General features: G+C 68.0%; 17 protein-coding genes and 1 riboswitch. Of the genes, 10 read left to right on the top strand and 7 right to left on the bottom strand.

Annotated elements, in window-relative coordinates:
- Positions 1-23 precede the first annotated feature (23 nt).
- The 6 genes from murG to ftsZ all read left to right on the top strand — a co-directional run bounded on the left by murG (position 24) and on the right by ftsZ (position 7,117).
- On the top strand, positions 24-1,223 hold the full coding sequence (murG, locus tag DTPSY_RS14915; protein WP_015914262.1) for an undecaprenyldiphospho-muramoylpentapeptide beta-N-acetylglucosaminyltransferase: 1,200 nt from the start codon (positions 24-26) through the stop codon (positions 1,221-1,223).
- Positions 1,220-2,653 (top strand): UDP-N-acetylmuramate--L-alanine ligase, encoded by a 1,434-nt coding sequence (murC, locus tag DTPSY_RS14910; RefSeq protein WP_011806763.1) that lies wholly within the window; start codon positions 1,220-1,222, stop codon positions 2,651-2,653. Before murG ends, murC begins: the two co-directional genes overlap by 4 nt.
- Positions 2,650-3,648, top strand: coding sequence for a D-alanine--D-alanine ligase (locus DTPSY_RS14905; protein ID WP_015914261.1), 999 nt, complete (start codon positions 2,650-2,652; stop codon positions 3,646-3,648). The genes murC and DTPSY_RS14905 overlap by 4 nt, the downstream gene beginning before the upstream one ends.
- Entirely contained in the window at positions 3,645-4,478 is an 834-nt protein-coding gene (locus DTPSY_RS14900; protein WP_015914260.1) for a cell division protein FtsQ/DivIB, read from the top strand. The genes DTPSY_RS14905 and DTPSY_RS14900 overlap by 4 nt, the downstream gene beginning before the upstream one ends.
- A gap of 17 nt (positions 4,479-4,495) precedes the next feature.
- Entirely contained in the window at positions 4,496-5,725 is a 1,230-nt protein-coding gene (gene ftsA / locus DTPSY_RS14895) for a cell division protein FtsA (protein ID WP_015914259.1), read from the top strand.
- 162 nt (positions 5,726-5,887) lie between these two features.
- Complete coding sequence (gene ftsZ / locus DTPSY_RS14890; RefSeq protein WP_011806759.1) at positions 5,888-7,117, top strand: cell division protein FtsZ; 1,230 nt, start codon at positions 5,888-5,890, stop codon at positions 7,115-7,117.
- Between the two features lie 141 nt (positions 7,118-7,258).
- Here the strand turns inward: ftsZ and DTPSY_RS14885 are convergent, their stop codons facing one another.
- Positions 7,259-8,998: a methyl-accepting chemotaxis protein gene (locus tag DTPSY_RS14885; protein WP_015914258.1), complete on the bottom strand. Its 1,740-nt coding sequence runs from the start codon at positions 8,996-8,998 to the stop codon at positions 7,259-7,261.
- Between the two features lie 220 nt (positions 8,999-9,218).
- Here DTPSY_RS14885 and lpxC point away from each other — a divergent pair, with 220 nt between their 5' ends.
- From lpxC to thiC, 3 genes are all read left to right on the top strand, one after another.
- Entirely contained in the window at positions 9,219-10,142 is a 924-nt protein-coding gene (gene lpxC, locus DTPSY_RS14880; protein WP_015914257.1) for a UDP-3-O-acyl-N-acetylglucosamine deacetylase, read from the top strand.
- A gap of 18 nt (positions 10,143-10,160) precedes the next feature.
- A complete protein-coding gene (locus DTPSY_RS18575; RefSeq protein ID WP_011806756.1) occupies positions 10,161-10,337 on the top strand; it encodes a hypothetical protein in 177 nt (58 codons plus the stop codon).
- Positions 10,338-10,370: 33 nt separating this feature from the next.
- Positions 10,371-10,480: riboswitch (TPP riboswitch) on the top strand.
- 101 nt (positions 10,481-10,581) lie between these two features.
- On the top strand, positions 10,582-12,426 hold the full coding sequence (thiC, locus tag DTPSY_RS14875) for a phosphomethylpyrimidine synthase ThiC (protein WP_015914256.1): 1,845 nt from the start codon (positions 10,582-10,584) through the stop codon (positions 12,424-12,426).
- A gap of 51 nt (positions 12,427-12,477) precedes the next feature.
- Here thiC and DTPSY_RS14870 read toward each other — a convergent pair whose 3' ends face one another.
- Entirely contained in the window at positions 12,478-14,103 is a 1,626-nt protein-coding gene (locus tag DTPSY_RS14870) for a methyl-accepting chemotaxis protein (RefSeq protein ID WP_015914255.1), read from the bottom strand.
- Between the two features lie 253 nt (positions 14,104-14,356).
- On the opposite strand from DTPSY_RS14870, the gene DTPSY_RS14865 reads away from it, so the two are divergent.
- Positions 14,357-16,009, top strand: coding sequence for a methyl-accepting chemotaxis protein (locus DTPSY_RS14865; protein ID WP_015914254.1), 1,653 nt, complete (start codon positions 14,357-14,359; stop codon positions 16,007-16,009).
- A 36-nt stretch (positions 16,010-16,045) separates the two neighbouring features.
- Here DTPSY_RS14865 and ruvC read toward each other — a convergent pair whose 3' ends face one another.
- From ruvC to DTPSY_RS14840, 5 genes are all read right to left on the bottom strand, one after another.
- Positions 16,046-16,606, bottom strand: coding sequence for a crossover junction endodeoxyribonuclease RuvC (gene ruvC / locus DTPSY_RS14860; protein ID WP_015914253.1), 561 nt, complete (start codon positions 16,604-16,606; stop codon positions 16,046-16,048).
- 79 nt (positions 16,607-16,685) lie between these two features.
- On the bottom strand, positions 16,686-17,408 hold the full coding sequence (gene mtgA / locus DTPSY_RS14855) for a monofunctional biosynthetic peptidoglycan transglycosylase (RefSeq protein WP_041838892.1): 723 nt from the start codon (positions 17,406-17,408) through the stop codon (positions 16,686-16,688).
- 3 nt (positions 17,409-17,411) lie between these two features.
- A complete protein-coding gene (aroE, locus tag DTPSY_RS14850) occupies positions 17,412-18,260 on the bottom strand; it encodes a shikimate dehydrogenase (protein ID WP_015914251.1) in 849 nt (282 codons plus the stop codon).
- Positions 18,260-19,120, bottom strand: coding sequence for an energy transducer TonB (locus DTPSY_RS14845; protein ID WP_015914250.1), 861 nt, complete (start codon positions 19,118-19,120; stop codon positions 18,260-18,262). Before DTPSY_RS14845 ends, aroE begins: the two co-directional genes overlap by 1 nt.
- 79 nt (positions 19,121-19,199) lie before the next feature.
- Positions 19,200-21,371: a ribonuclease catalytic domain-containing protein gene (locus tag DTPSY_RS14840; protein WP_015914249.1), complete on the bottom strand. Its 2,172-nt coding sequence runs from the start codon at positions 21,369-21,371 to the stop codon at positions 19,200-19,202.
- Positions 21,372-21,449: the final 78 nt, after the last annotated feature.

Genomic DNA, 21,449 nt, shown 5'->3' with positions numbered 1-21,449 from the left:
CGCCGCGCACCAGGAGCGCCGACATGACGTCACGTTTCGGCCACAGCCATCACCCCCGCCGTGGGCGATCCGCGCGCGCGCGGGCCGGACGGCGCGAGGGCGTTCAGTCCAACTTTCCTGCGACGCAGGTCCTGGAGCGCTCTGCGCACTCCCTTCCCGCGCGCGAACGCACGGCGCTGGTCATGGCCGGTGGCACGGGCGGACATATCTTTCCTGGCCTGGCACTGGCCGAGGCGCTGCGCGAACGTGGCTGGCAGGTGCATTGGCTGGGCACGCCCGGCAGCATGGAAGAGCGCCTGGTGCCGCCGCGCGGTTTCGCGTTCGAGCCCATCGATTTCTCCGGCGTGCGCGGCAAGGGCCTGAAGACGCTGCTGGCCTTGCCGCTGCGGCTGGCACGCGCATGCCTGCAGGCGCGCGCGGTCGTGCGCCGGTTGCAGCCGGACGTGGTGATCGGTCTGGGCGGGTACGTCACCTTCCCTGGCGGCATTGCCGCGCGCCTGGCGCGCAAGCCGCTGCTGCTGCACGAGCAGAACTCAGTGCCCGGCATGGCCAACAAGCTGCTGTCGCGGCTGGCCACGCGGGTCTACACGGCCTTTCCCAATGTGCTGCCCGATGCGCAGTGGGTGGGCAACCCCATGCGGCGCGCCTTCACGCGCCAGCCCCGTCCCGAGCGGCGCCTTGCCGGGCGCGAAGGTCCGCTGCGCCTGCTGGTGGTGGGCGGCAGTCTGGGCGCCAAGGCGCTCAACGACATCGTGCCCCAGGCGCTGGCATGGATCCATGAGCAGGACCGTCCCATCGTCACCCACCAGAGCGGAGAGTCCCAGATCGAGGCGCTGCGCCGCAGCTACGCGGCGGCGGGCGTCGAGGCCACGCTCACGCCGTTCATCGAGGACACCGCGGCCGCGTTCGCCGAAGCGGACCTGGTGCTGTGCCGCGCGGGCGCCAGCACGGTGACGGAGATTGCGGCCGTGGGGGCTGCGGCGGTGTTCGTGCCATTCCCGCACGCGGTGGACGACCACCAGACCACCAACGCGCAGTACCTGGTGAAGGTGGGCGGGGGCTGGCTGGTGCAGCAGGCCGACCTGACCGCCCACGGCCTGGCCGAGATGCTGCAGAACATGAAGCGCCAGGACCTGCTGGCCAAGGCGCAAAAGGCACGCACGATGCGAAAGATCAACGCAACCCGCGACATCGTCGCGGCATGTGAAAGGCTGGCACGATGAAGCAGGCCATTCGCCACATCCACTTCGTCGGCATCGGCGGCTCCGGCATGTGCGGCATTGCCGAGGTGTTGCACAACCTGGGCTATGTGGTTTCCGGCTCCGACCTGGCCGACAGCCCCACGCTGCGCCGCCTGCAGTCACTGGGCGTGGCCACCCATGTGGGCCACGCGGCGGCGCACATCGCTGGTGCGGACGCCGTGGTGACCTCCACCGCTGTGCAGGCCGACAACCCCGAGGTGCTGGCCGCGCGTGAGCGCAAGATTCCCGTGGTGCCGCGCGCGTTGATGCTGACCGAGCTGATGCGCTTGCGCAAGGGCATCGCCATTGCCGGCGCACACGGCAAGACCACGACCACCAGCCTGGTGGCCAGCGTGCTGGGGGAGGCGGGGCTGGACCCGACCTTCGTGATCGGCGGGCGGCTGAACAGCGCGGGCACCAATGCCAAGCTCGGCCAGGGCGAGTACATCGTGGTCGAGGCCGACGAGTCGGATGGCTCGTTCCTCAACCTGCTGCCTGTGATGGCCGTGGTCACCAACATCGATGCCGATCACATGGAGACCTACGGCCACGACTTCGGCCGGCTCAAGCAGGCGTTCGTGGACTTCCTGCACCGTATGCCGTTTTACGGCACGGCCATCCTGTGCATCGACAACCCGGCGGTGCGCGACATCCTGCCGCTGGTGACCTGCCCGGTGACGAGCTACGGCCTGTCCGAGGATGCCGAGGTGCGCGCCGTGGATGTGCGTGCCGTGGGCACGCAGATGCATTTCACCGTGCAGCGGCGCAACGGCGTGACGCTGCCGGACCTGCAGGTCGTGCTCAACCTGGCCGGCGAGCACAACGTGCTCAACGCCCTGGCGGTGATCGCCGTGGCGGCCGAGCTGAACGTGCCCGACGACGCCCTGCTGCGCGCACTCGCCGGTTTCACCGGGGTGGGGCGGCGCTTCCAGCGCCACGGCGACCTGCCCGCGCAGGGTGGGGGGCACTTCACGCTCATCGAGGACTACGGGCACCACCCGGTGGAGATGGCGGCCACGCTTGCGGCCGCGCGCGGGGCGTATCCGGGGCGGCGCCTGGTGCTGGCCTTCCAGCCGCACCGCTACAGCCGCACGCGCGACTGCTTCGAGGACTTCGTCAAGGTGTTGGGCACAGCCGACGCGGTGCTGCTGACCGAGGTCTATGCCGCGGGCGAGGCTCCCATCGTGGCGGCCGACGGCCGGTCGCTGGCGCGCGCACTGCGCGTGGCCGGCACGGTGGAGCCGGTGTTCATCGACAACGTGGCCGACATGCCGCAGCGCATTGCCGCGGGCGCCCGGGATGGCGATGTGGTGCTGTGCATGGGGGCGGGCTCGATCGGTGGCGTACCCGCCAAGGTGGTTGATTTGCTACAAAAAAATGAGCTGCTAGCGCAGGAAGGACGGGCGCAATGAGCCAAAACGACCCCAAGATTGATGTGAAGGCGCTGGGCAAAGTGGCCGTGCTCATGGGGGGCACGTCGGCCGAGCGTGAGGTGTCGCTGATGTCGGGCGGCGGCGTGCTGCAGGCGCTGCGCTCGCGTGGCGTGGACGCGCATGCGTTCGACCCCGCGCACAGTGATCTGTCGGAGCTCAAGGCCCACGGCTACAGCCGCTGCTTCATCGCGCTGCACGGCCGCCATGGCGAGGACGGTACGGTGCAGGGCGCGCTGGAGCTGCTGGGCATTCCGTACACCGGTCCCGGCGTGATGGCGTCCAGCATCGCCATGGACAAGATCATGACCAAGCGCATCTGGCGCGCGGACGGCCTGCCCACGCCAGACTGGCGCCTGGTGTCCAGCAGTGCGGAGACGGCCCAGGCCTTCCAGGAGCTGGGCGCGCCGATGATCGTCAAGCCCTCGCGCGAGGGCTCCACCATCGGCCTGACCAAGGTCACTTCGCTGGGGCAGTGCGAACAGGCGTATCGGCTGGCCGCGCAGCATGACCCCGAGGTGCTGTGCGAGCAGTTCATCGATGGTGACGAGACCACCTGTCCCATACTGGGCCAAGGCGCCGAGGCGCGCGCGCTGCCGGTGATCCGCATCGAGGCGCCGCAAGGCAACTACGACTACCAGAACAAATACTTCACCGACGTCACGCAGTACCACTGCCCGAGCGGCCTGCCCGAGGCCGAGGAGCGCGAGATCCAGCGCATCGTCGTGCAGGCTTACCGTACGCTGGGTTGCCGCGGCTGGGCGCGCGCCGACATCATGATCCGCGCGAGCGATCGCAAGCCCTTCCTGCTGGAAATCAACACCTCGCCTGGCATGACCGGCCACTCGCTGGTGCCGATGTCGGCCAATGCCAGCGGCATCAGCTACCCCGACCTGTGCCTGCGCATCCTGGCGAGCGCGTCGCTGGACGCGCTGCAGGGCCGGGCCGGTGCGGCAGGAGGACGGGAGCCGGTATGAACAACACGCTGCCCGCACCGCTGGACGTTCGCCTCATGAACATGACCGCTACGGTCCTGTTCCTGGGCTGCGCCCTGGCCGTGCTGGCGGTGGGCGGGGGCTGGCTGCTGCGCCATCCCGCGTTCTCGATCGGGCGCATCGTGGTGGAGGGCGACCTCGTGCACACCAGCGCGTTGAGCCTGCGTGCCAACGTTGCGCCGCAACTCGTGGGCAACTTCTTCACCATCGACTTGCAGGCCGCGCGCCGCGCCTTCGAGCAGGTGCCCTGGGTGCGGCAGGCTTATGTGCGCCGCGAGTTCCCCAGTGGCCTGCGCGTGCAGCTGCAGGAGCACGACGTGGTCGCCTACTGGGGCGCCGAAGGCAGCGACACCCTGGTCAATAGCCGGGGCGAGGTCTTTGAAGCCGACGCGGGCGACCTGGAGCAGGACAACCTGCCGCGCCTGATGGGCACGCCCGAGCGCTCCGCGGAGTTGCTGCAGATGTACCGCCAGCTGGCCCCCGCGTTGGCGCCGCTGGGTTCCGGCATCGACTCGTTGCAGCTCACGGGGAATGGAGGCTGGCGGGTCACGCTGGACAGCGGGGCGGTGCTGGAGCTGGGGAGTGGCTCGACGCAATTGCTGATGCAGCGCGTGTCGCGTTTGGTGCACACGCTGCCGGACGTGGCGCAGCGGCAGGGGCGTCGCGTGGATGCGCTGGAGTACGCCGACTTGCGGCATGAAAGCGGCTATGCGCTGCGCCTGCGCGGCGTCACCACCGTGAGTACGGATGCACAGAAGGCGGCTGCGCTGCGCGCGGCGTCGCGTGCGCGCAGGGCGGGGCAGAACAACTGAGGGCAGGACAGAGAACTATGGCAAGAGAATACAAAGACGTGGTCGTGGGGCTGGACATCGGCACCGCCAAGGTCATGGCAGTCGTCGCTGAAGTGCTGCCCGGGGGCGAGCTGAAGCTGGCCGGCCTGGGCGTAGCCCCCAGCAACGGCTTGAAGCGCGGCGTGGTGGTGAACATCGACGCCACGGTGCAGAGCATCCAGCAGGCGCTGAAGGAGGCCGAGCTGATGGCCGACTGCAAGATCCAGCGCGTCTATACCGGCATCACGGGCAGCCATATCCGCGGCCTCAACTCCAGCGGCATGGTGGCCGTGAAGGACAAGGAGGTCACGCCGGCGGACGTGGCGCGCGTGGTGGAGACGGCCAAGGCCATCAACATCTCCAGCGATCAGCGGCTGCTGCTGGTGGAGCCGCAGGAATTCGTGATCGACGGGCAGGATGTCAAAGAGCCCATCGGCATGAGCGGCATCCGCCTGGAGGCCAAGATCCACATCGTGACCGGCGCGCAGAGCGCGGCCGAGAACATCATCAAGTGCGTGCGCCGCTGCGGCCTGGAAGTGGAGCAGCTGATGCTGAACCCGCTGGCGAGCAGCCAGGCTGTCCTTACCGATGACGAGCGCGAACTGGGCGTGGCCGTGGTGGACATTGGCGCGGGCACCACCGATGTGGCCATCTTCACCGGGGGGGCGATCCGCCACACGGCGGTGATCCCGATCGCGGGCGACCTGATCACCAGCGATATCGCGATGGCGCTGCGCACACCCACCAAGGACGCCGAGGACATCAAGGTGGAGAGTGGCTACGCCAAGCAGTTGCTCGCCGACCCTGAGGCGCAGGTCGAGGTGCCGGGCCTGGGCGACCGCAGCCCGCGCATGCTGTCCAAGCAGGCGCTGGCGGGTGTGATCGAACCGCGCGTGGAGGAGATCTTCTCGCTGGTGCAGCAGGTGATCCGCGAGTCCGGGTATGAGGAGGTGCTGTCCTCGGGCATCGTGATCACGGGCGGCAGCTCCGTCATGCCGGGCATGGTGGAGCTGGGCGAGGACATCTTCCTCAAGCCCGTGCGCCGCGGCATCCCGAAGTACTCCAGCGCGCTGGCCGACATGATTGCCCAGCCGCGCGCCGCTACCGTCATGGGCCTGCTGGAAGAGGCGCGCCTGGCGCGCCTGCGCGGCTTCAAGGTGGCAGCCAAGAGCGGGTCGGTGAAGACCGCATTTGGCCGGTTCAAGGACTTCATCGTGGGGAACTTCTGACATGACCTTCCCCCCGCTCTGGATGGCACGCGCCAGTCCGCCGCCGCGGCGCCGCGGGCGATGGCGAAGTACCGCGCCTCCGCCCGACGGCAATGACCGTCCCCTAACAAACACCAACCTACGGCAATTGCAAATCACAACCCAAGTTTCAGGAGCACCATCATGACCATCGAAATGATCGAGTCCGAAGAGTTCAACCAGGGCACGCAGATCAAGGTGATCGGTGTCGGCGGGGGCGGCGGCAACGCCGTCGAGCACATGATCTCGCGCAACGTGCAGGGCGTGGAGTTCGTCACGGCCAACACCGACGCGCAGGCGCTCACCCGCAGCACGGCGCATCGCACCATCCAACTGGGCGCAAGCGGCTTGGGCGCGGGCAGCAAGCCCGACAAGGGCCGCGAGGCCGCCGAGGCTGCGCAGGAGGACATCCGCCAGGCCATCCAGGGCTCGCATATGCTGTTCATTACCGCCGGCATGGGCGGCGGCACGGGCACGGGCGCTGCGCCCGTGATCGCGCGCGTGGCCAAGGAGATGGGCATCCTCACGGTGGGCGTGGTCACCAAGCCCTTCGACTGGGAGGGCGGGCGCCGCATGAAGAACGCCGACGATGGACTGGCCGAGCTCGAAGCCAACGTCGACTCGCTGATCGTCGTGCTCAACGAGAAGCTGCTGGAGGTGCTGGGCGATGACATCACCCAGGAAGAAGCCTTCGCGCACGCCAACGATGTGCTCAAGAACGCGGTCGGCGGTATCGCCGAGATCATCAACGAGTACGGCCAGGTGAACGTGGACTTCGAGGACGTGCGCACCGTGATGGGCGAACCCGGCAAGGCGATGATGGGCACGGCCACGGCCAGCGGCCCGGATCGCGCGCGCATTGCAGCCGAGCAGGCCATCGCCTGCCCGCTGCTCGAAGGCATCGACCTGTCGGGCGCCAAGGGCGTGCTGGTGCTGGTCACGGCAAGCAAGGGCAGCCTCAAGCTGGCCGAATCGCGGCTGGCAATGAACACCATCAACGCCTACGCCTCGCCGGACGCGCATGTGATCTTCGGCGCGGCATACGACGACACGCTGGGTGACGAGATCCGCGTGACCGTGGTGGCCACGGGCCTGTCGCGCCAGAACGCGCGCCGCCAGCCCATGCAGGTGGTGCAGGGCAGCCTGCGCACCGGCACGGACAACGTGGCGTACCAGATGCCGATGGCCGGCGCAGCGGTCGGAGTTTCCGCCGGCATGGTAGGCGGTGCGGCCCAGGCCGACTACGGCAGCATGGCCGTGCCGAGCGTCTGGCGCACCAACCGTTCCGTGGCCACGGCGCGCGTGGATGCGCTGTCTTCGGGCGGCATGGACGAACTGGAGATTCCGGCCTTCCTGCGCAAGCAGGCGGACTGAAGCTCCACCGGCGCCACGACCAAGGTGCCTGAATGAAAAAGCCGCTGGCGTGCCAGCGGCTTTTTCATGTGCGGTCGCGCATCCGTATGACGTGCGCTACACGGCGCGCGCTGGCGCCTGCGGGCACCGCACGGATCGGCGTCAGAACGACTCCCAGTCGCCGTCGTCCGGGCCGGCGCTGGGCGCCTTGGCGGGCTTGGCCTGTAGCGCGGGTGCCGCGGGAGTGGACAGAGCGCGAGGTGCGCTTGCGGCCGGGCGCGCCGCGGGGGTTGCAGCACGCGTGGTCGCCGTGGCGGGGCGGGGCCGCTGTACCTCGCCCGCCTGCACGCGGAACAGCGCCACCACGTCCGTCAGCTTCATGGCCTGCTCGCGCAGGCTGGCCGCCGCGGCGGTGGATTCCTCCACCAGCGCGGAGTTCTGCTGCGTCATCTGGTCAAGCTGGTGCATGGCGGTGCTGACCTGGGCAATGCCCTGGCTTTGCTCGGAGGTGGCGGCGCGCACTTCGCCAATGATGTCCGTCACCCGCTGAACGCTGCTGACGATCTCGGTCATGGTGCTGCCGGCGCTGTCCACCAGTGTCGTGCCGGAGCGGACCTTTTCCACCGAATCGTTGATCAACGCCTTGATCTCCTTGGCGGCTTGCGCACTGCGCTGCGCGAGCGTGCGGACTTCTCCGGCCACCACGGCAAAGCCCCGGCCTTGTTCGCCGGCGCGTGCGGCCTCCACGGCAGCGTTGAGCGCCAGGATGTTGGTCTGGAAGGCGATACCGTCGATCACGCCGATGATGTCGCTGATCTTGCCGCTGCTGGCGTTGATGCCTTCCATGGTGCTCACCACCTGGGATACCACGTCCCCGCCGCGTGCCGCCACTTGCGCGGCCGATGCGGCCAGTTGGTTGGCGGTCTGGGTGGCGTCGGAGGTCTGGCGCACCGTGCTGGAGAGCTCTTCCATGCTGCTGGCCGTGGCCTGCAGGTTGCTGGCCGTGTCCTCGGTGCGATGGGCCAGGTCGTTGTTGCCCTGCGCGATCTCGCTGGCCGCGGTGGCAATGCTGTCTGAGGCGCTGCGCACCTCGACCACGAGGCGGCGCAGCGAGGCCACCATCTGCGACAGTCCATCCATCAGCGATCCCGCGGGCGCGGGAGGGATAGCGGTGTCCAGATGGCCCTGCGCGACTTCCGACATGACGCTCATGGCGTGGGCAGGTTCGCCGCCGATCTGGCGCACCACCGAGCGGAACACCGCAAAACCGACCACTCCCACGGCAAGGGTGACGAGCGCGACCACCAGCAGGTCGGTCAGCAGCGCCTGGCGCACTGCGGCATCGATATCGTCGGTGTACAGGCCGGAGCCCACCATCCAGTTCCATCCATCGATGCGCACGGCGTATTGCAGCTTGGGTGCGAGCGTCTGCTCGCCAGGGCGCATGAACCTGGCAGAGACATACGCCTTGCCATCCTTGCTGCGCTGCAGTGCGTCCGTGATCTGCTTGAGCAGGTCGTTGCCATCGCCGTCCTTGAGCTTGCCGGCCATGTCCTGGCCTTCCCACTCGGGCTTGATGGGGTGCATCACGCCGCGGCTGTCCATGGTCCAGATGTAGAAATACTCGGTCTTGCCTTCCGCGCCGCCGTAGCGCGACAGGCGCAGGGATTCCTTGGCGGCCTTCTGCGCGTCCTCTACGCTCATCGCGCCCTTGTCGGCCGCTTCCTTGTAAGCGGCGACGATGCTGTGCGCCGTCTGCACGGCGGTGGTCAGCGTTTCCTTGCGGGCGTCGATGATGAGCTTGCGCTCCTGCAGCAACGACAGGGTAGACATCACGATCAGCGCGAGCAGCGCCGTTCCCAGCATGGCAAGAATCTTCATCTTGAGGCTGAGCTTGGTCATGGGGGGCTTTCTCCGAAATTCGCCAAGATGGCGGGTTTTGTAAACATTTATTAACATAACTATCGCATTTGTTCCAAATTTGTTCGGCGACCTGCGCGTTGTCCGTGCGTCAGCGCTTCTGCCGATCGACGCGCAAGGCAGGCGGCAGAACGTCTACCTGCTATCAACGTCATAGAAAAGGGGTACTGCCGGCCCGTGTCTGGCCGCCTAAAATCGCGGGATGCTTCAGCAACGCACCATCAAGACCCTGACCCGCGCTGTGGGCGTAGGCCTGCACAGCGGCCAGCGGGTCGAGTTGACGTTGCGTCCGGCACAGCCGGACACGGGGATCGTGTTCCGCCGCGTGGATCTGCCGGAGCCCGTGGACATTCCCATTACCGCCACGGCTGTCGTGGATACGCGCATGGCCTCGACCATTGGCGCCGGCGGTGCGAAGGTGCATACCGTGGAGCACCTCATGTCGGCCTGCGCAGGGCTGGGGCTGGACAACCTCTACATCGACATCACGGCGGAGGAGGTGCCGATCCTCGACGGATCGTCCGCTTCCTTCGTGTTCCTGCTGCAAAGCGCGGGGGTGGAGTTGCAGAACGCGCCCAAGCGCTTCATACGCGTCAAACGCCCCGTGGAAGTGCGTGAAGGCACGGGCCAGCAGCTCAAGTGGGCGCGGCTGGAGCCCTACCATGGCTTCAAGCTGCGCTTCGACATCGACTTCGCCCACCCCGCCGTGGACTCCACCGGGCAGAGCGCGGAGTTCGATCTGGGCGAAGGCAACTACGCGCGCGACATTGCGCGCGCCCGCACCTTCGGCTTCACGAAGGACGTGGAGATGCTGCGCTCCAGCGGCCTGGCGCTGGGTGGCGGGCTGGACAACGCCATCGTCATGGACGACTACAAGGTGCTCAACGCCGATGGTCTGCGCTACGACGCCGAGTTCGCCCGCCACAAGATCCTCGATGCCATGGGTGACCTGTACCTCGTTGGCAAGCCGCTGCTGGCGGCCTATAGCGCCTTCCGCTCGGGCCACGCCATGAACAACCTGCTGTTGCGCGAACTGCTGGCCCACGAGGATGCGTGGGAGATCGTGACCTTCGAGAATGAGCGCCAGGCGCCCGCAGGTTTCACACAGCCGGTGCGTGCCTGGTAATGGACGGGGGACGCGTGCATGTTGATCTTCCGATGGGCTGTCCTTCTGCTGCTGCTGGCTGCCGGCGTGTCGTTTGCCTTTTTTGCCGCTACGGGACAGCAGCGCTACAAGCGTTTTGGACTGGTCATCGTCAAATGGACCGTGATCGCGGCGTCCATGTTTTTCCTGGTGCTGATCCTCGAGCGTCTGCTGTAAGGCACCTTGCTGGCGGTCAAGTCGCCTATACTTGGCCCCGCTCCGGGGTGCACGTAACGGCGTGCTGAGATGGCGGACCTGACCGCCGGAACCGCGAACTTGATCTGGTTCATACCAGCGTAAGAAGAGCTGCAGTCGGATAGGGGGAAACGGGTACACCCGCAAGAAGGGTCGCGCTCCGTCCGTCCATCCGATCGATAGCGGAGCAATTCCATCCATCCCGCCGATGAAGGAGCTGCCCGCCATGAATGCCCCCGACAAGTTCGCCAGCCTGCTTGCGCTCACGCGCGAACCCTTTCCCGCTTCCACCAAGTCCTACCTCGCCGGCAGCCAACCGGGGCTGCGCGTGCCGGTGCGCGACATTCAGCTCACCAACGGCGAAGTGGTGAGCGTGTACGACACGTCCGGCCCCTATACCGATCCTGCCGTGCAGATCGACGTGCGCAAGGGCCTTGCGAGCGTGCGGGGCGAATGGATTGCCGCGCGCGGCGACACCGAGGGCTATGAGGGTCGCGTACGCAAGGCGCTGGACGACGGCCAGAAGGCCGAGGATGGCGACCGCCTGGCCCAGCTGCGCGCCGAGGCTGCGGCGCTGCAGCGCCAGCCGCTGCGCGCCAGGAGCGGCGCCAACGTCACGCAGATGCACTACGCGAAGAAGGGCATCGTCACTCCCGAGATGGAATACGTGGCCTTGCGCGAGAACGGTCGCCGCGAGTGGATGCAGCAATACATGCAGGACGCCGCGCGCGAGCAGCGCCTGGCCGGCAACCCACTGGGTGCGAGCATTCCGAAAATCATCACGCCCGAGTTCGTGCGCGACGAGGTCGCCCGTGGCCGCGCCATCATTCCCGCCAACATCAACCACCCCGAAGTGGAGCCCATGGCCATCGGGCGCAACTTCAAGGTGAAGATCAACGCCAACATCGGCAACTCCGCCGTCACGTCGAGCATCGAGGAAGAGGTGGAGAAGCTCGTCTGGGCCATCCGCTGGGGCGCCGACAACGTGATGGACTTGTCCACCGGCAAGAACATCCACACCACGCGCGACTGGATCGTGCGCAACTCGCCCGTGCCCATCGGCACGGTGCCTATCTACCAGGCGCTGGAAAAGGTCGGCGGCATTGCCGAGGACCTGACCTGGGAGATCTTCCGCGACACGCTGATCGAGCAGGCCGAGCAGGGCGTGGACTATTTCACCATCCACGCGGGCGTGCGCCTGGCCTACATCCAGCTCACCGCCGCGCGCCGCACGGGCATCGTGTCCCGTGGCGGCTCCATCATGGCCAAGTGGTGCATGGCGCACCACAAGGAGAGCTTCCTCTACACACACTTCGAGGACATCTGCGACATCATGAAGGCGTACGACGTGGCCTTCAGCCTGGGTGATGGCCTGCGTCCGGGCTGCGCCTCGGACGCCAACGACGAAGCCCAGTTTGCCGAGCTGCACACGCTGGGCGAGCTGACGCAGATTGCCTGGAAGCACGACGTGCAGACCATGATCGAAGGCCCCGGCCACGTGCCCATGCACATGATCCAGGCCAACATGACGGAGCAGCTCAAGACCTGCCACGAGGCGCCGTTCTACACCCTGGGCCCGCTGACCATCGACATCGCCCCCGGCTACGACCACATCGCCAGCGCCATCGGTGCCGCCATGATCGGCTGGATGGGCACGGCCATGCTGTGCTACGTGACGCCCAAGGAGCACCTGGGCCTGCCCGACCGCGACGATGTCAAGCAGGGCATCATTGCCTACAAGATCGCGGCCCACGCGGCCGACGTCGCCAAGGGGCATCCGGGTGCCCGTGCGCGCGACGACGCGCTGAGCCAGGCGCGGTTCGACTTCCGCTGGCAGGACCAGTTCAACCTGGGCCTGGACCCCGATACGGCCAAGGAATACCACGACGAGACCCTGCCCAAGGACAGCGCCAAGGTGGCGCACTTCTGCTCCATGTGCGGGCCGAAGTTCTGCTCGATGAAGATCACGCAGGAAGTGCGCGAATTCGCCCAACAGGGCCTGCAGTCCAAGGCCGAGGAGTTCAACCGCACGGGCGGCGAGCTCTACGTGCCCATCCACCGCGCCGACTGACCCGCGCAAAGCCGCCGGCCTGCCATGCCAGGCCGGCTCCAAGTGGCCGTATCAGGCCGCGGCCAGCAGCCGGGTGGGCATGGGCGACGGCAGTGCGTGCGCCAGTTCACCCGGCAGGCGAAAGCGGCTGACCTGCGCCGCCAGCTCATGGGCCTGGCCGCGCAAGCTCTCGGTGGCGGCCGCGGACTCTTCTACCAGGGCCGCGTTCTGCTGGGTCATCTGGTCCAGCCGCGACAGGGCCGAGTGGATGGAGAGGATGTCCTGCTGCTGCGCATGGTGGCTGGAGCGTATGTCGGCCATCGTGCGCGCGGCGTCCTGGATGGCCGCCACCACCTGCGCCATGGTTCGCCCCGCATCAGCGGCCAGGGTGGCGCCGGCATCCACCTGCTGCACGGATGCCTGGATCAATGCCTTGATCTCGCGCGCGGCTTCGGCCGAGCGGTTCGCCAGGCTGCGCACTTCGCTGGCCACCACCGCGAAACCGCGGCCCTGTTCACCGGCACGTGCGGCTTCCACCGCGGCGTTCAACGCCAAGATGTTGGTCTGGAACGCGATCGAGTCGATCATGCCCGTGATGTCGCCGATCTGGTGCGCGCTGTGGGCCACTTGCTGCATGGTCTGCTCCATGCGCGTCACCACGTTGCTGCCTTCGTGCGCGGTAGCTGCCGCCTGTGCGGCGCGTGCCTCGGCATGCTCGGCGGTCTCGGCCGATTGTTGAACGGCGCGTGTCACATGCTCCAGCGCGGCGGCCGTTTCCTGCAGGCTGGCTGCGGCCTCCTCGGTGCGGGTGGACAGGTGGGCGTTGCCGTTGGCCATCTCGGACGAAGCCGTGTGCAGGCTGTGCACGGAGGTGCTCACCTGTCCGGCCAGGCTGCGCAGCGCGGACTGCATGACCGACAGGGACGTCAGCATGTGCCCGGTTTCGTCCCGGTCGTGGCCCACGATGTCCTGGCGCAGGTCCAGCCCCGCAACACGCTGCGCGGTGTCGCTGGCCAGTGCAATGGGCCGCGTGATGCTGCGCACCAGCCACAGCGCGAGCAGGGTGCCCAACACCAGGGACAGGCTGCCGAACGCCAGCAGCGACCAGCGCGCCTGCTGGCTCCAGCCGCCCACGGCCAGGGCGGCCGTGTCGATGGACTGGCGCTGCGACTGCGTGAGCGCATCCAGCGACCCCAGCAATGCCTGGGACGCGGGCAGGAAGCGTTCGCCATACACCTGCTGAATGCGTGACGTGAGGCCGAAGTCGCGTGCCTGCACCAGTGCGGCCTGGGCCTCGTGGAAGTCGGCGGCCCGCGCCTTCACGCGGGACAGCAGTTCCTCGTCGGCTGTGCCGGCCAGCCGCTGTGCCAGGGTGGCTACCAGCCTGTCGTACTGCTGCTGCGTAGCGGCAATGTCGGCGCCGATGGCTTGCCCCACCTCGGGTTCTGAACTCAAGGCCACGGCCTTGTAGCGCTCGGCATTGATGGCCTGCAGCCGATAGGCGTCGGCCACCAGCCGTTCGTTGGCCACGCTGTGCTGAACCATGTCGTCGGTCGACTGGCCGATGTGCCGCAGCGACCACACGCCGATGGCCGAGCCGACCAGACTCAGCGCCAGCACCGTCATGAACAGGCCCAGCAGCCGGCGACCCAGCGGGCCGATGGAAAGAGAGCGGGTAGGGGAAGAAGAGAAGGACATGCGCGTGTTCGGGGTGAGCAAAGCCCTAGGGCCGAACCGCACTATGGACAAAGATTGTGACAATATGTTTTCTAGGCATGCCTTGCCGCGCTGCCTAAGCCCCGTCTCTCCAGAGACAACGGACCGTGATTACCCTGCCATGGAATGGAGCGCTTGCAACATACAGTTGCATTCCGGTCCGCCCACGAGGCGGTATCTCTGCCATGGCGTGGAACTTGCACACGCCGGTCATCATGTTCAGCAAAGGAATGCCATGAGGGTTCTGGGGCAGCTTTCCATTCGCGCGCGGCTGTATTTCGCCACGACTTTTTCCCTGGTCCTGCTGACTGCAGTGGGCGCTCTGGGCTACGTTGCGCTCGACCGCTCGCGCAGCACGCTGCAAGAGCTGTTTGCGCGCCAGGTGCAAACGCTCACCGACATGGCCGAACTTCGCACCGGCTTGGGGCACCTGCGCCGCGCCGAGAAGGACATCATCATCAACTTCAACAACGCCGTGGAGGTACAGGCGCTGCGTGAGGGCTGGAGCCGCCAGTTGGATGCGCTGCGCAAGAGCATGGCGCAGGTGCGCGAGGTGCAGGCCGGCAACGCGGAATTCACGGGTGCACTGGACAAGGCGCTGGCCGAGGTCGGGCAGTACGAAGGCGGGCTCGTGCCGATCTTCGACCAGATCGAGCGCGCCCTGCTCGATGGCGCGGGTGCGGGGGCGTATGCCGAGCGTTTCAAGGCCCACATGGACACCACCGATGCCCTGCTGGCCAGCCTGGCCACGCAGGCGCGCGGCCACATGGAAGAGGCGCGCGCCGCCCTGGACCAGCGCACCGCCACCATGTCCACGCTGATTGCTGCAGCCGTGCTGTTGGGGTTGGCGGTGCTGGTGCCGCTGACGTTGTTCAGCGTGCGTTCCATCACGCAATCGCTGGAGCAGGCGCGCGCGCTGGCCGAGCGCATTGCCGCAGGCGACCTGTCGCATGCGGTGCAGTCCCGCCAGCGTGACGAGATCGGCAGCCTCGTCGCTGCCATGGGCCGCATGCAGGATGCGCTGCGCACCCTGGTGGGCCAGGTGCAGCAGGCCGCGGGCAGCATCGCCACGGCCAGTGACGAGATCGCCCTGGGCAACCAGGACCTGAGCCAGCGCACCGAGCAGACCGCCGCCAGCCTGCAGCAGACCGCCTCGTCCATGGAGTTGCTCACCGGCACGGTGCAGCACAGTGCCGAATCGTCCCGCCAGGCCAGCGGGCTGGCGGCCAACGCGGCCGAGGTGGCGGTGCGCGGCGGCGCGGTGGTTGCGCAGGTGGTGCAGACCATGGGCGAGATTTCCGACAGCTCGCGGCGCATCGGCGACATCACGGGCGTGATCGACTCCATCGCGTTCCAGACCAACATCCTGGCACTCAACGCCGCCGTGGAGGCCGCGCGCGCCGGCGAACAGGGCCGGGGCTTTGCCGTCGTGGCCAGCGAGGTGCGCAGCCTGGCGCAACGCAGCGCCGACGCCGCCAAGGAAATCAAGGCGCTGATCGGCGCCTCCGTCGAGCGGGTGGAGGGCGGCTCGCGCCTGGTGGCGCAGGCGGGCGAGACCATGACCGAGATCGTGGCCAGCGTGCGCCGGGTTTCCGACATCGTGGCCGAGATCACCAGCGCGGCCGCCGAGCAGGCGGGCAGCATTGGCCAGGTGGGCCAATCGGTCAGCCACCTGGATCAGATGACGCAGCAGAACGCCGCGCTGGTGGAAGAGTCCGCAGCCGCGTCGCAGTCGCTGCGCGACCAGGCGGGCCGACTGACCGAGGCGGTCAGCCGCTTCAAGCTGCAGGGCAGCGCGCCGCAGCCGGGGGCCGTGGCGTTGGTGCGCGCAACCGCCGCGCGGGAAATGGCGGACAAGGACGTTGGCTTGCCCGCGCTTGCTGCGTAGGGAAAGGCCCCAGAGGCAAGGGCCGCGTTCAGTCGTTCAGTAACTGCGCCCGGCCTTGTACATGGCGTGCTGGCGCCGCGTGAGCTGCGCGACCTCGCCCACGCGGGCCATGGCCGCGCCGGCGTGCGCGTGGGTGATGGCCAGGCCCAGGGCGTCGGCGGCATCGGTGCCCGGCAGGCCGGGCAACTCCAGCAGACGGCGCACCATCTCCTGCACCTGCGACTTGGCCGCGCGGCCGTGGCCTACCACGGCCTTCTTCATCTGTAGGGCGGTGTATTCGGCCACGGGCAGGTTGGCATTCACCAGTGCGGTGAGCGCCGCGCCGCGCGCCTGGCCCAGCAGCAGCGTGGACTGCGGATTCACGTTGACGAAGATGATTTCCACCGCCGCCGTGCTGGGCTGGTAGCGCGCGGCCACTTCGCTCACGCCGTCGAACAGCACCTTGAGCCGGCCCGGCAGATCCCCCAGCGCGAGGCCCGTGGCGCGCCCCGTGGTGCGGATGGTGCCGCTGGCCACGTAGCGCAGGCGATGGCCGTCCACGTCCACCACGCCGAAGCCCGTGGTCTGCAGTCCGGGGTCGATGCCAAGGATTCTCATGGACTATTAAATTTATAGCTGTTCGCGCTTGCTGCTATTGGTTTTGAGGCTGATTTTGCTTGTATGAATGACATGTGGTTCAGGGCAACTCGCTGCGCCCCATGCGCGCCAGCAGCGCGCGCGTGCGCCCGGCCAGGTAGGCCGAGCCGGGCGCCTTCTCGAAGCGTTTGGGCGCCGGCAGCATCACGGCCAGGCGCGCGGCCTCGGGCGCGGTGAGCTGGCGTGCGCTCTTGCCGAAGTAGCGCTGCGCGGCGGCCTCGGCGCCGAACACGCCTGCCCCCCATTCCACGTTGTTCAGGTAGATCTCCAGGATGCGCTGCTTGGGCAGGAGCTGCTCCAGCGCCAGGGTGAGTACGAATTCCTGCCCCTTGCGCACCAGGTTGCGCTCGCCCGACAGCAGCAGGTTCTTGGCCAGTTGCTGCGTGATGGTGGAGCCGCCGCGGATCTTGGGCGCGCGCCCCGTGGCCGACGGCCGGGCGGCCAGTTGCGCCTCGATGCGCGCATTGCGCTCCCAGGCCTTTTCGATGGCATCCCAGTCCACGCCGTCGTGGTTGACGAAGTTGTCGTCCTCCGATGCGACCACCGCGCGCTTGAGGTGGTCGGATATCTGTGCGTACGGCACCCACTGCTGGCGCCAGCGCACGCCGCTGCCTTGGGACCATTGCGCCCAGGCCTCGGACCGCTGGAGGGTGGTGGATTCCGGGTCGATCACCGCCATGGCCGCGATGCGCGCCACGAAGAACAGCTGCAGCGCCAGCAGTGCCAGCAGCACCAGCATGCACCAGCGCAGTGCGCCCCGCATGCCTCAGGCCCCCGCGGCGATGGCCGCGCGCAGCTCCTGCAGCACCGGGGCCGACGGCGGGCGCACGCCGCGCCAGAGCAGGAACGCCTCGGCCGCCTGCTCCACCAGCATGCCCAGCCCGTCGCGCGCGGTGGCGCCGTGGGCCGAGGCCCAGTCCAGAAAGGGCTGCGCCGCGGGGCCGTACATCATGTCGTAGGCCAGGCTGCCGGGGCGCAGCACGCTGGCGGGCACGGGCACCGGGCCGCCTTCCAGGCTGCTGGCCGTGGCGTTGATGATCACATCGAAATCGGCCCCTGGCGCTTGCATGTCGAGCGCCAGTAGCTCTGTTTTTTGTAGCGCTGCGAGCGCGGCGTGGCTGTCCACCAGTGCCTGGGCGCGCGCGGGCGTGCGGTTCACGACGGCGATGCGCCGGGGGTGCTGCCGCAGCAGCGGGCCCAGCACGCCGGCGGCCGCGCCGCCCGCGCCCACCAGCAACACGTCGCGCCCGGCGAGCGGAACGCCCGCGCCTTGCGTGATGTCGGCCACCAGGCCCAGGCCGTCGGTGTTGTCGGCATGGATGCTGCCGCCGTCGAACACGAGGGTATTGGCCGCGCCGGCCAACTGCACGCGCTCGCTGCGCGTGGTGGCCAGCTGCGCGGCCTCCAGCTTGAACGGCACGGTGATGTTGCAGCCGCGCCCGCCTTCGGCGGCGAAGCTCTGCAGCGCCTGGGCGAAGCCGTCCAGCGGAACCAGGCGGCGCTCGTAGTGCAGCGACTGGTCCGTCAGTTGGGCAAAGCGCGCGTGGATCCACGGCGAGCGGCTATGGGCGATGGGATTGCCCATCACGCAGTAGAGGTCGGCGGCGGCGGTCATCAGCGCAGGTCGGTTTCCAGGGTCTGGTCGCGCGTGAACTTGAAGCGCGAGACCACGGCGATCTGATCGGCCTTGGCGCGCATCGCCGGGCCGAAGTGGCCAAAGGGCCCCGCGGCGCGGGCGATGGCCTCGGCGCGGCGGTCCAGCAGGCGGTTGCCCGAGCCCTGCACCACCTCGGTGGCCAGCACGCGGCCGTCATGGTTCACGGTCAGGATCATGATCAGCTCGCCGTAGAGCTTCTTGCCGCCCTGCTCGGGGAAGTTCTGCGTGCCCTTGTCCTCGACCTTGCGGCGCAGCGCGTCGTAGTACACGGCGTACACCTCTTCGCGCGTGGCGGGGCTGATGTAGCGCTTGCGCGGGCGGGCGTTTTCCTCGTTGATGCGCTTTTCGATCTCGGCCAGCAGCTTCACCAGCTGGCGGCGCTTTTCGTCCTGGGCCTGGCTGTCGGTGCTCTGGCTGGGCTTGCGCGGGTCGGGCTCGGGCAGCACGGCGAGCTGCTTGCGCAGCTGGGCCAGCATCTGGGTCTGCTGCTCCAGCATCTGGTCCATCTTGCGCTGGGCTTCTTCCAGGTCGTCGCCGATCGTGGTGAGGGCCGAGTAGGGCAGGGGGCTGGTGGCGCGTCCCTTGGCGGCCTCGCCGCCACCGGCCAGCGACGCCTGCGCGATGGCCTGCGCCTTGTCGGGGCGCTCGTTGGACTGCGCGTTGACCAGGATCACCTCCAGCGGCGTGTCCTGGAACACGCGGTTGAAGCTCTCGGGGTCCACGAAGCGCACCGTGAGCAGTGCGGCATGCACGGCGATGGAGACGCCCAGCGCGATCTGCAGCGTCGTCAGGCGTTGAAGCAGGGTGGAGATTTTCATCGTCGGGCCGCCATCACTGCAGGCCGCGGCGCCCCTGTGGGGCGGCGCGCTGCATGGCGGTGGAGCAAGGGAGCGGTTGTCACGGCGCCCGATTATCAGCGGTGCCGCCGGCGCCCTCGCCCTCGGCCTCGTTGACATCGACCGCGATGGCGATCGGGCCGGCCACGGCCTCCTCGTCGCCCTCGTCCTCGTCCACCGGGCCGTCGTCGCTGGCATCCAGCGGGTCGTCCAGGCGCGCCACCAGGGTGCCCGCCACGTCCAGCGTGATCTCGTCGATCTCGCCGAGCTTGACGCGCACGCGTGCGCCGCGCGGCAGCTGCTGCGCGCCCAGCACGGGCAGCACCAGTGGCAGGGTGTCGGCGCGCACCAGGAAGCTACCGTTTGGCCCTTCCTTGAACACGGTGGCGTCCAGCTCGGTGATCTGGTTCTGCTGCAGGTACTTGAGCGTCCAGAAGCGCTCCATGCCGGCCTGGTAGCCGTTGTAGGCGCTGTAGGCGGCATCGAAGCTGCTGATGATGGAGAACAGCTCCGCGTCCTTGGGCTTGAACGGTGCGGCCAGTGCAGCGGTCTTGCCGTGGCGCGCGCAGGCAATGATCTGCCACTGGTTCACCAGGTCCACGTAGCGGCGCAGCGGCGAGGTGGCCCAGGCGTAGCTCTTCACGCCGATGCCGGCGTGCGGCAGCGCCTTCGTGGACATGCGCACCTTGACCCCCGGCGCCAGGCTGGCCTGGCTGCGGTAGATGCCCGGCACGCCGTGCTCGGCCAGCATGTTGCCCCAGGTGCTGTTGGCGACGATGGCGGCCTCGGCCACGATCAGGTCCAGCGGCGCGCCGCGCTTGCGGGTGCCGATGTGCACCTGTTCGCTGCCATCGGGCTCGGCGCCGTCGTTGCGGGGCTTGTGGGCCCCCATGCTTGCCGCTTCGCTGCCTGCGCTGCCCCCCGCGGGGGCGTTCGCGCCTTCGGGCGGCCGGGCGGCGCTCAGCCGGAAGGTGTAGTCGGGGCGGTTGAAGGTTTCGGGCTTGCCGCGCACGACTTCGCGCTGGGCCTTGAGCTGCTTGGCCAGTCGGTGCAAAAAGGAGAGCTGCTCACGCAGATCCAGCAAGGCCTGAGGCGTATTTTCGGTCTGAATCGACGCATCCTGCAGCCATTCTTCGGTGACGATGTGGTCGAGCTGGTCGTGGCGCAGATTCACCGTCACGGGCACGCGCTCCAGGCGCGTCTCGGTGGCGGTGATGGCCAGCGTGGCCTCGTCGATCGTCACATACAGCGACACAGCCGGGTTGGCGCGCCCCTCGTCCAGCGTGTAGATCTGCACCACCTCGTCAGGCAGCATGGTGATCTTGTAGCCCGGCATGTAGACGGTGGACAGGCGCGTGCGCCCCAGCTTGTCCAGGTCGCCCCCGGGTTGGATCGCCAGGCCCGGCGCTGCAATGTGGATGCCCAGCGTCACGGTGCCGGTGCCCAGGCCCTGTACCGACAGGGCGTCGTCGATCTCGGTGGTGGCCGAATCGTCGATGGAATAGGCCTGTACATCCGCCAGCGGCAGGTCGGCCGGCGGCTGGGGTGCCGCCAGCGGGGGAAAGCCCGTGCCCTTGGGGAAGTTGTCGAACAAAAACCGCTTCCAGTGGAACTGGTAGCTGGAGTCGATCGCACCCGCGGCCTGCAACAGGTCCAACGGAGCCTTCTGCGCGCTGCGGCTGGCCTCGACCACGGCCTTGTACTCGGGCGCGTTCTTGTCGGGGCGGAACAGAATTTTGTAGAGCTGCTCGCGCACGGGCTGCGGGCAGGTGCCGGCGACGAGTTCGGCGGCCCAGGCGTCGATCTGCGCCTGGATCTGCTTCTTCTTCTCGATGGCGGCGAGGGCCTGCTGCAGCACCTCGGCCGACGCCTTGCGAAAACGCCCCTTGCCCGCGCGGCGAAAGTAGTGCGGCGCCTCGAACAGCGCCACCAGCATGCCGGCTTGCTCGGTCACTGGCGCCTGGGCAGAAAAATAGTCGCGCGCCAACTCGGCGAAGCCGAACTCCTCCTCGGGCGCGAACTCCCAGGCCAGCGGAAGCTCCACGCCGGCGGCGATCTCGCGCGCCTGCGCCAGCAGCTCGGCCGGGGCGGGCTTGTCGAACTTCAACAGGATGTTGGCGGCCTTGACCTTGACGCGTTTACCCGAGTCGAGCTCAATCTGTGCCGAGCTTTCGGCTTCGGAGAGGATGCGGCCGGCCAGGAACTTGCCGGCTTCGTCGAACAGTGCATGCATAGGGGCGCGATTTTCCCATGGCGGCGGGCAGCGCCCCTGTTCGTGGCAGGTGATTGCGGGTGTTTGTCACGCCAGGCC

It is taken from the genome of [Acidovorax] ebreus TPSY (genome assembly GCF_000022305.1).
Lineage (GTDB): Bacteria > Pseudomonadota > Gammaproteobacteria > Burkholderiales > Burkholderiaceae_C > Diaphorobacter > Diaphorobacter nitroreducens.
This window is presented reverse-complemented; position numbering and strand designations above follow the sequence as displayed.

What these genes read in the sequence shown, in the direction of transcription:
- murG (WP_015914262.1), top strand. Translation starts at nt 24, where the DNA reads ATGACGTCACGTTTCGGCCACAGCCATCACCCCCGCCGTGGGCGATCC.
- murC (WP_011806763.1), top strand. Translation starts at nt 1,220, where the DNA reads ATGAAGCAGGCCATTCGCCACATCCACTTCGTCGGCATCGGCGGCTCC.
- DTPSY_RS14905 (WP_015914261.1), top strand. Translation starts at nt 2,650, where the DNA reads ATGAGCCAAAACGACCCCAAGATTGATGTGAAGGCGCTGGGCAAAGTG.
- DTPSY_RS14900 (WP_015914260.1), top strand. Translation starts at nt 3,645, where the DNA reads ATGAACAACACGCTGCCCGCACCGCTGGACGTTCGCCTCATGAACATG.
- ftsA (WP_015914259.1), top strand. Translation starts at nt 4,496, where the DNA reads ATGGCAAGAGAATACAAAGACGTGGTCGTGGGGCTGGACATCGGCACC.
- ftsZ (WP_011806759.1), top strand. Translation starts at nt 5,888, where the DNA reads ATGACCATCGAAATGATCGAGTCCGAAGAGTTCAACCAGGGCACGCAG.
- DTPSY_RS14885 (WP_015914258.1), bottom strand. Translation starts at nt 8,998, where the DNA reads ATGACCAAGCTCAGCCTCAAGATGAAGATTCTTGCCATGCTGGGAACG.
- lpxC (WP_015914257.1), top strand. Translation starts at nt 9,219, where the DNA reads ATGCTTCAGCAACGCACCATCAAGACCCTGACCCGCGCTGTGGGCGTA.
- DTPSY_RS18575 (WP_011806756.1), top strand. Translation starts at nt 10,161, where the DNA reads ATGTTGATCTTCCGATGGGCTGTCCTTCTGCTGCTGCTGGCTGCCGGC.
- thiC (WP_015914256.1), top strand. Translation starts at nt 10,582, where the DNA reads ATGAATGCCCCCGACAAGTTCGCCAGCCTGCTTGCGCTCACGCGCGAA.
- DTPSY_RS14870 (WP_015914255.1), bottom strand. Translation starts at nt 14,103, where the DNA reads ATGTCCTTCTCTTCTTCCCCTACCCGCTCTCTTTCCATCGGCCCGCTG.
- DTPSY_RS14865 (WP_015914254.1), top strand. Translation starts at nt 14,357, where the DNA reads ATGAGGGTTCTGGGGCAGCTTTCCATTCGCGCGCGGCTGTATTTCGCC.
- ruvC (WP_015914253.1), bottom strand. Translation starts at nt 16,606, where the DNA reads ATGAGAATCCTTGGCATCGACCCCGGACTGCAGACCACGGGCTTCGGC.
- mtgA (WP_041838892.1), bottom strand. Translation starts at nt 17,408, where the DNA reads ATGCGGGGCGCACTGCGCTGGTGCATGCTGGTGCTGCTGGCACTGCTG.
- aroE (WP_015914251.1), bottom strand. Translation starts at nt 18,260, where the DNA reads ATGACCGCCGCCGCCGACCTCTACTGCGTGATGGGCAATCCCATCGCC.
- DTPSY_RS14845 (WP_015914250.1), bottom strand. Translation starts at nt 19,120, where the DNA reads ATGAAAATCTCCACCCTGCTTCAACGCCTGACGACGCTGCAGATCGCG.
- DTPSY_RS14840 (WP_015914249.1), bottom strand. Translation starts at nt 21,371, where the DNA reads ATGCATGCACTGTTCGACGAAGCCGGCAAGTTCCTGGCCGGCCGCATC.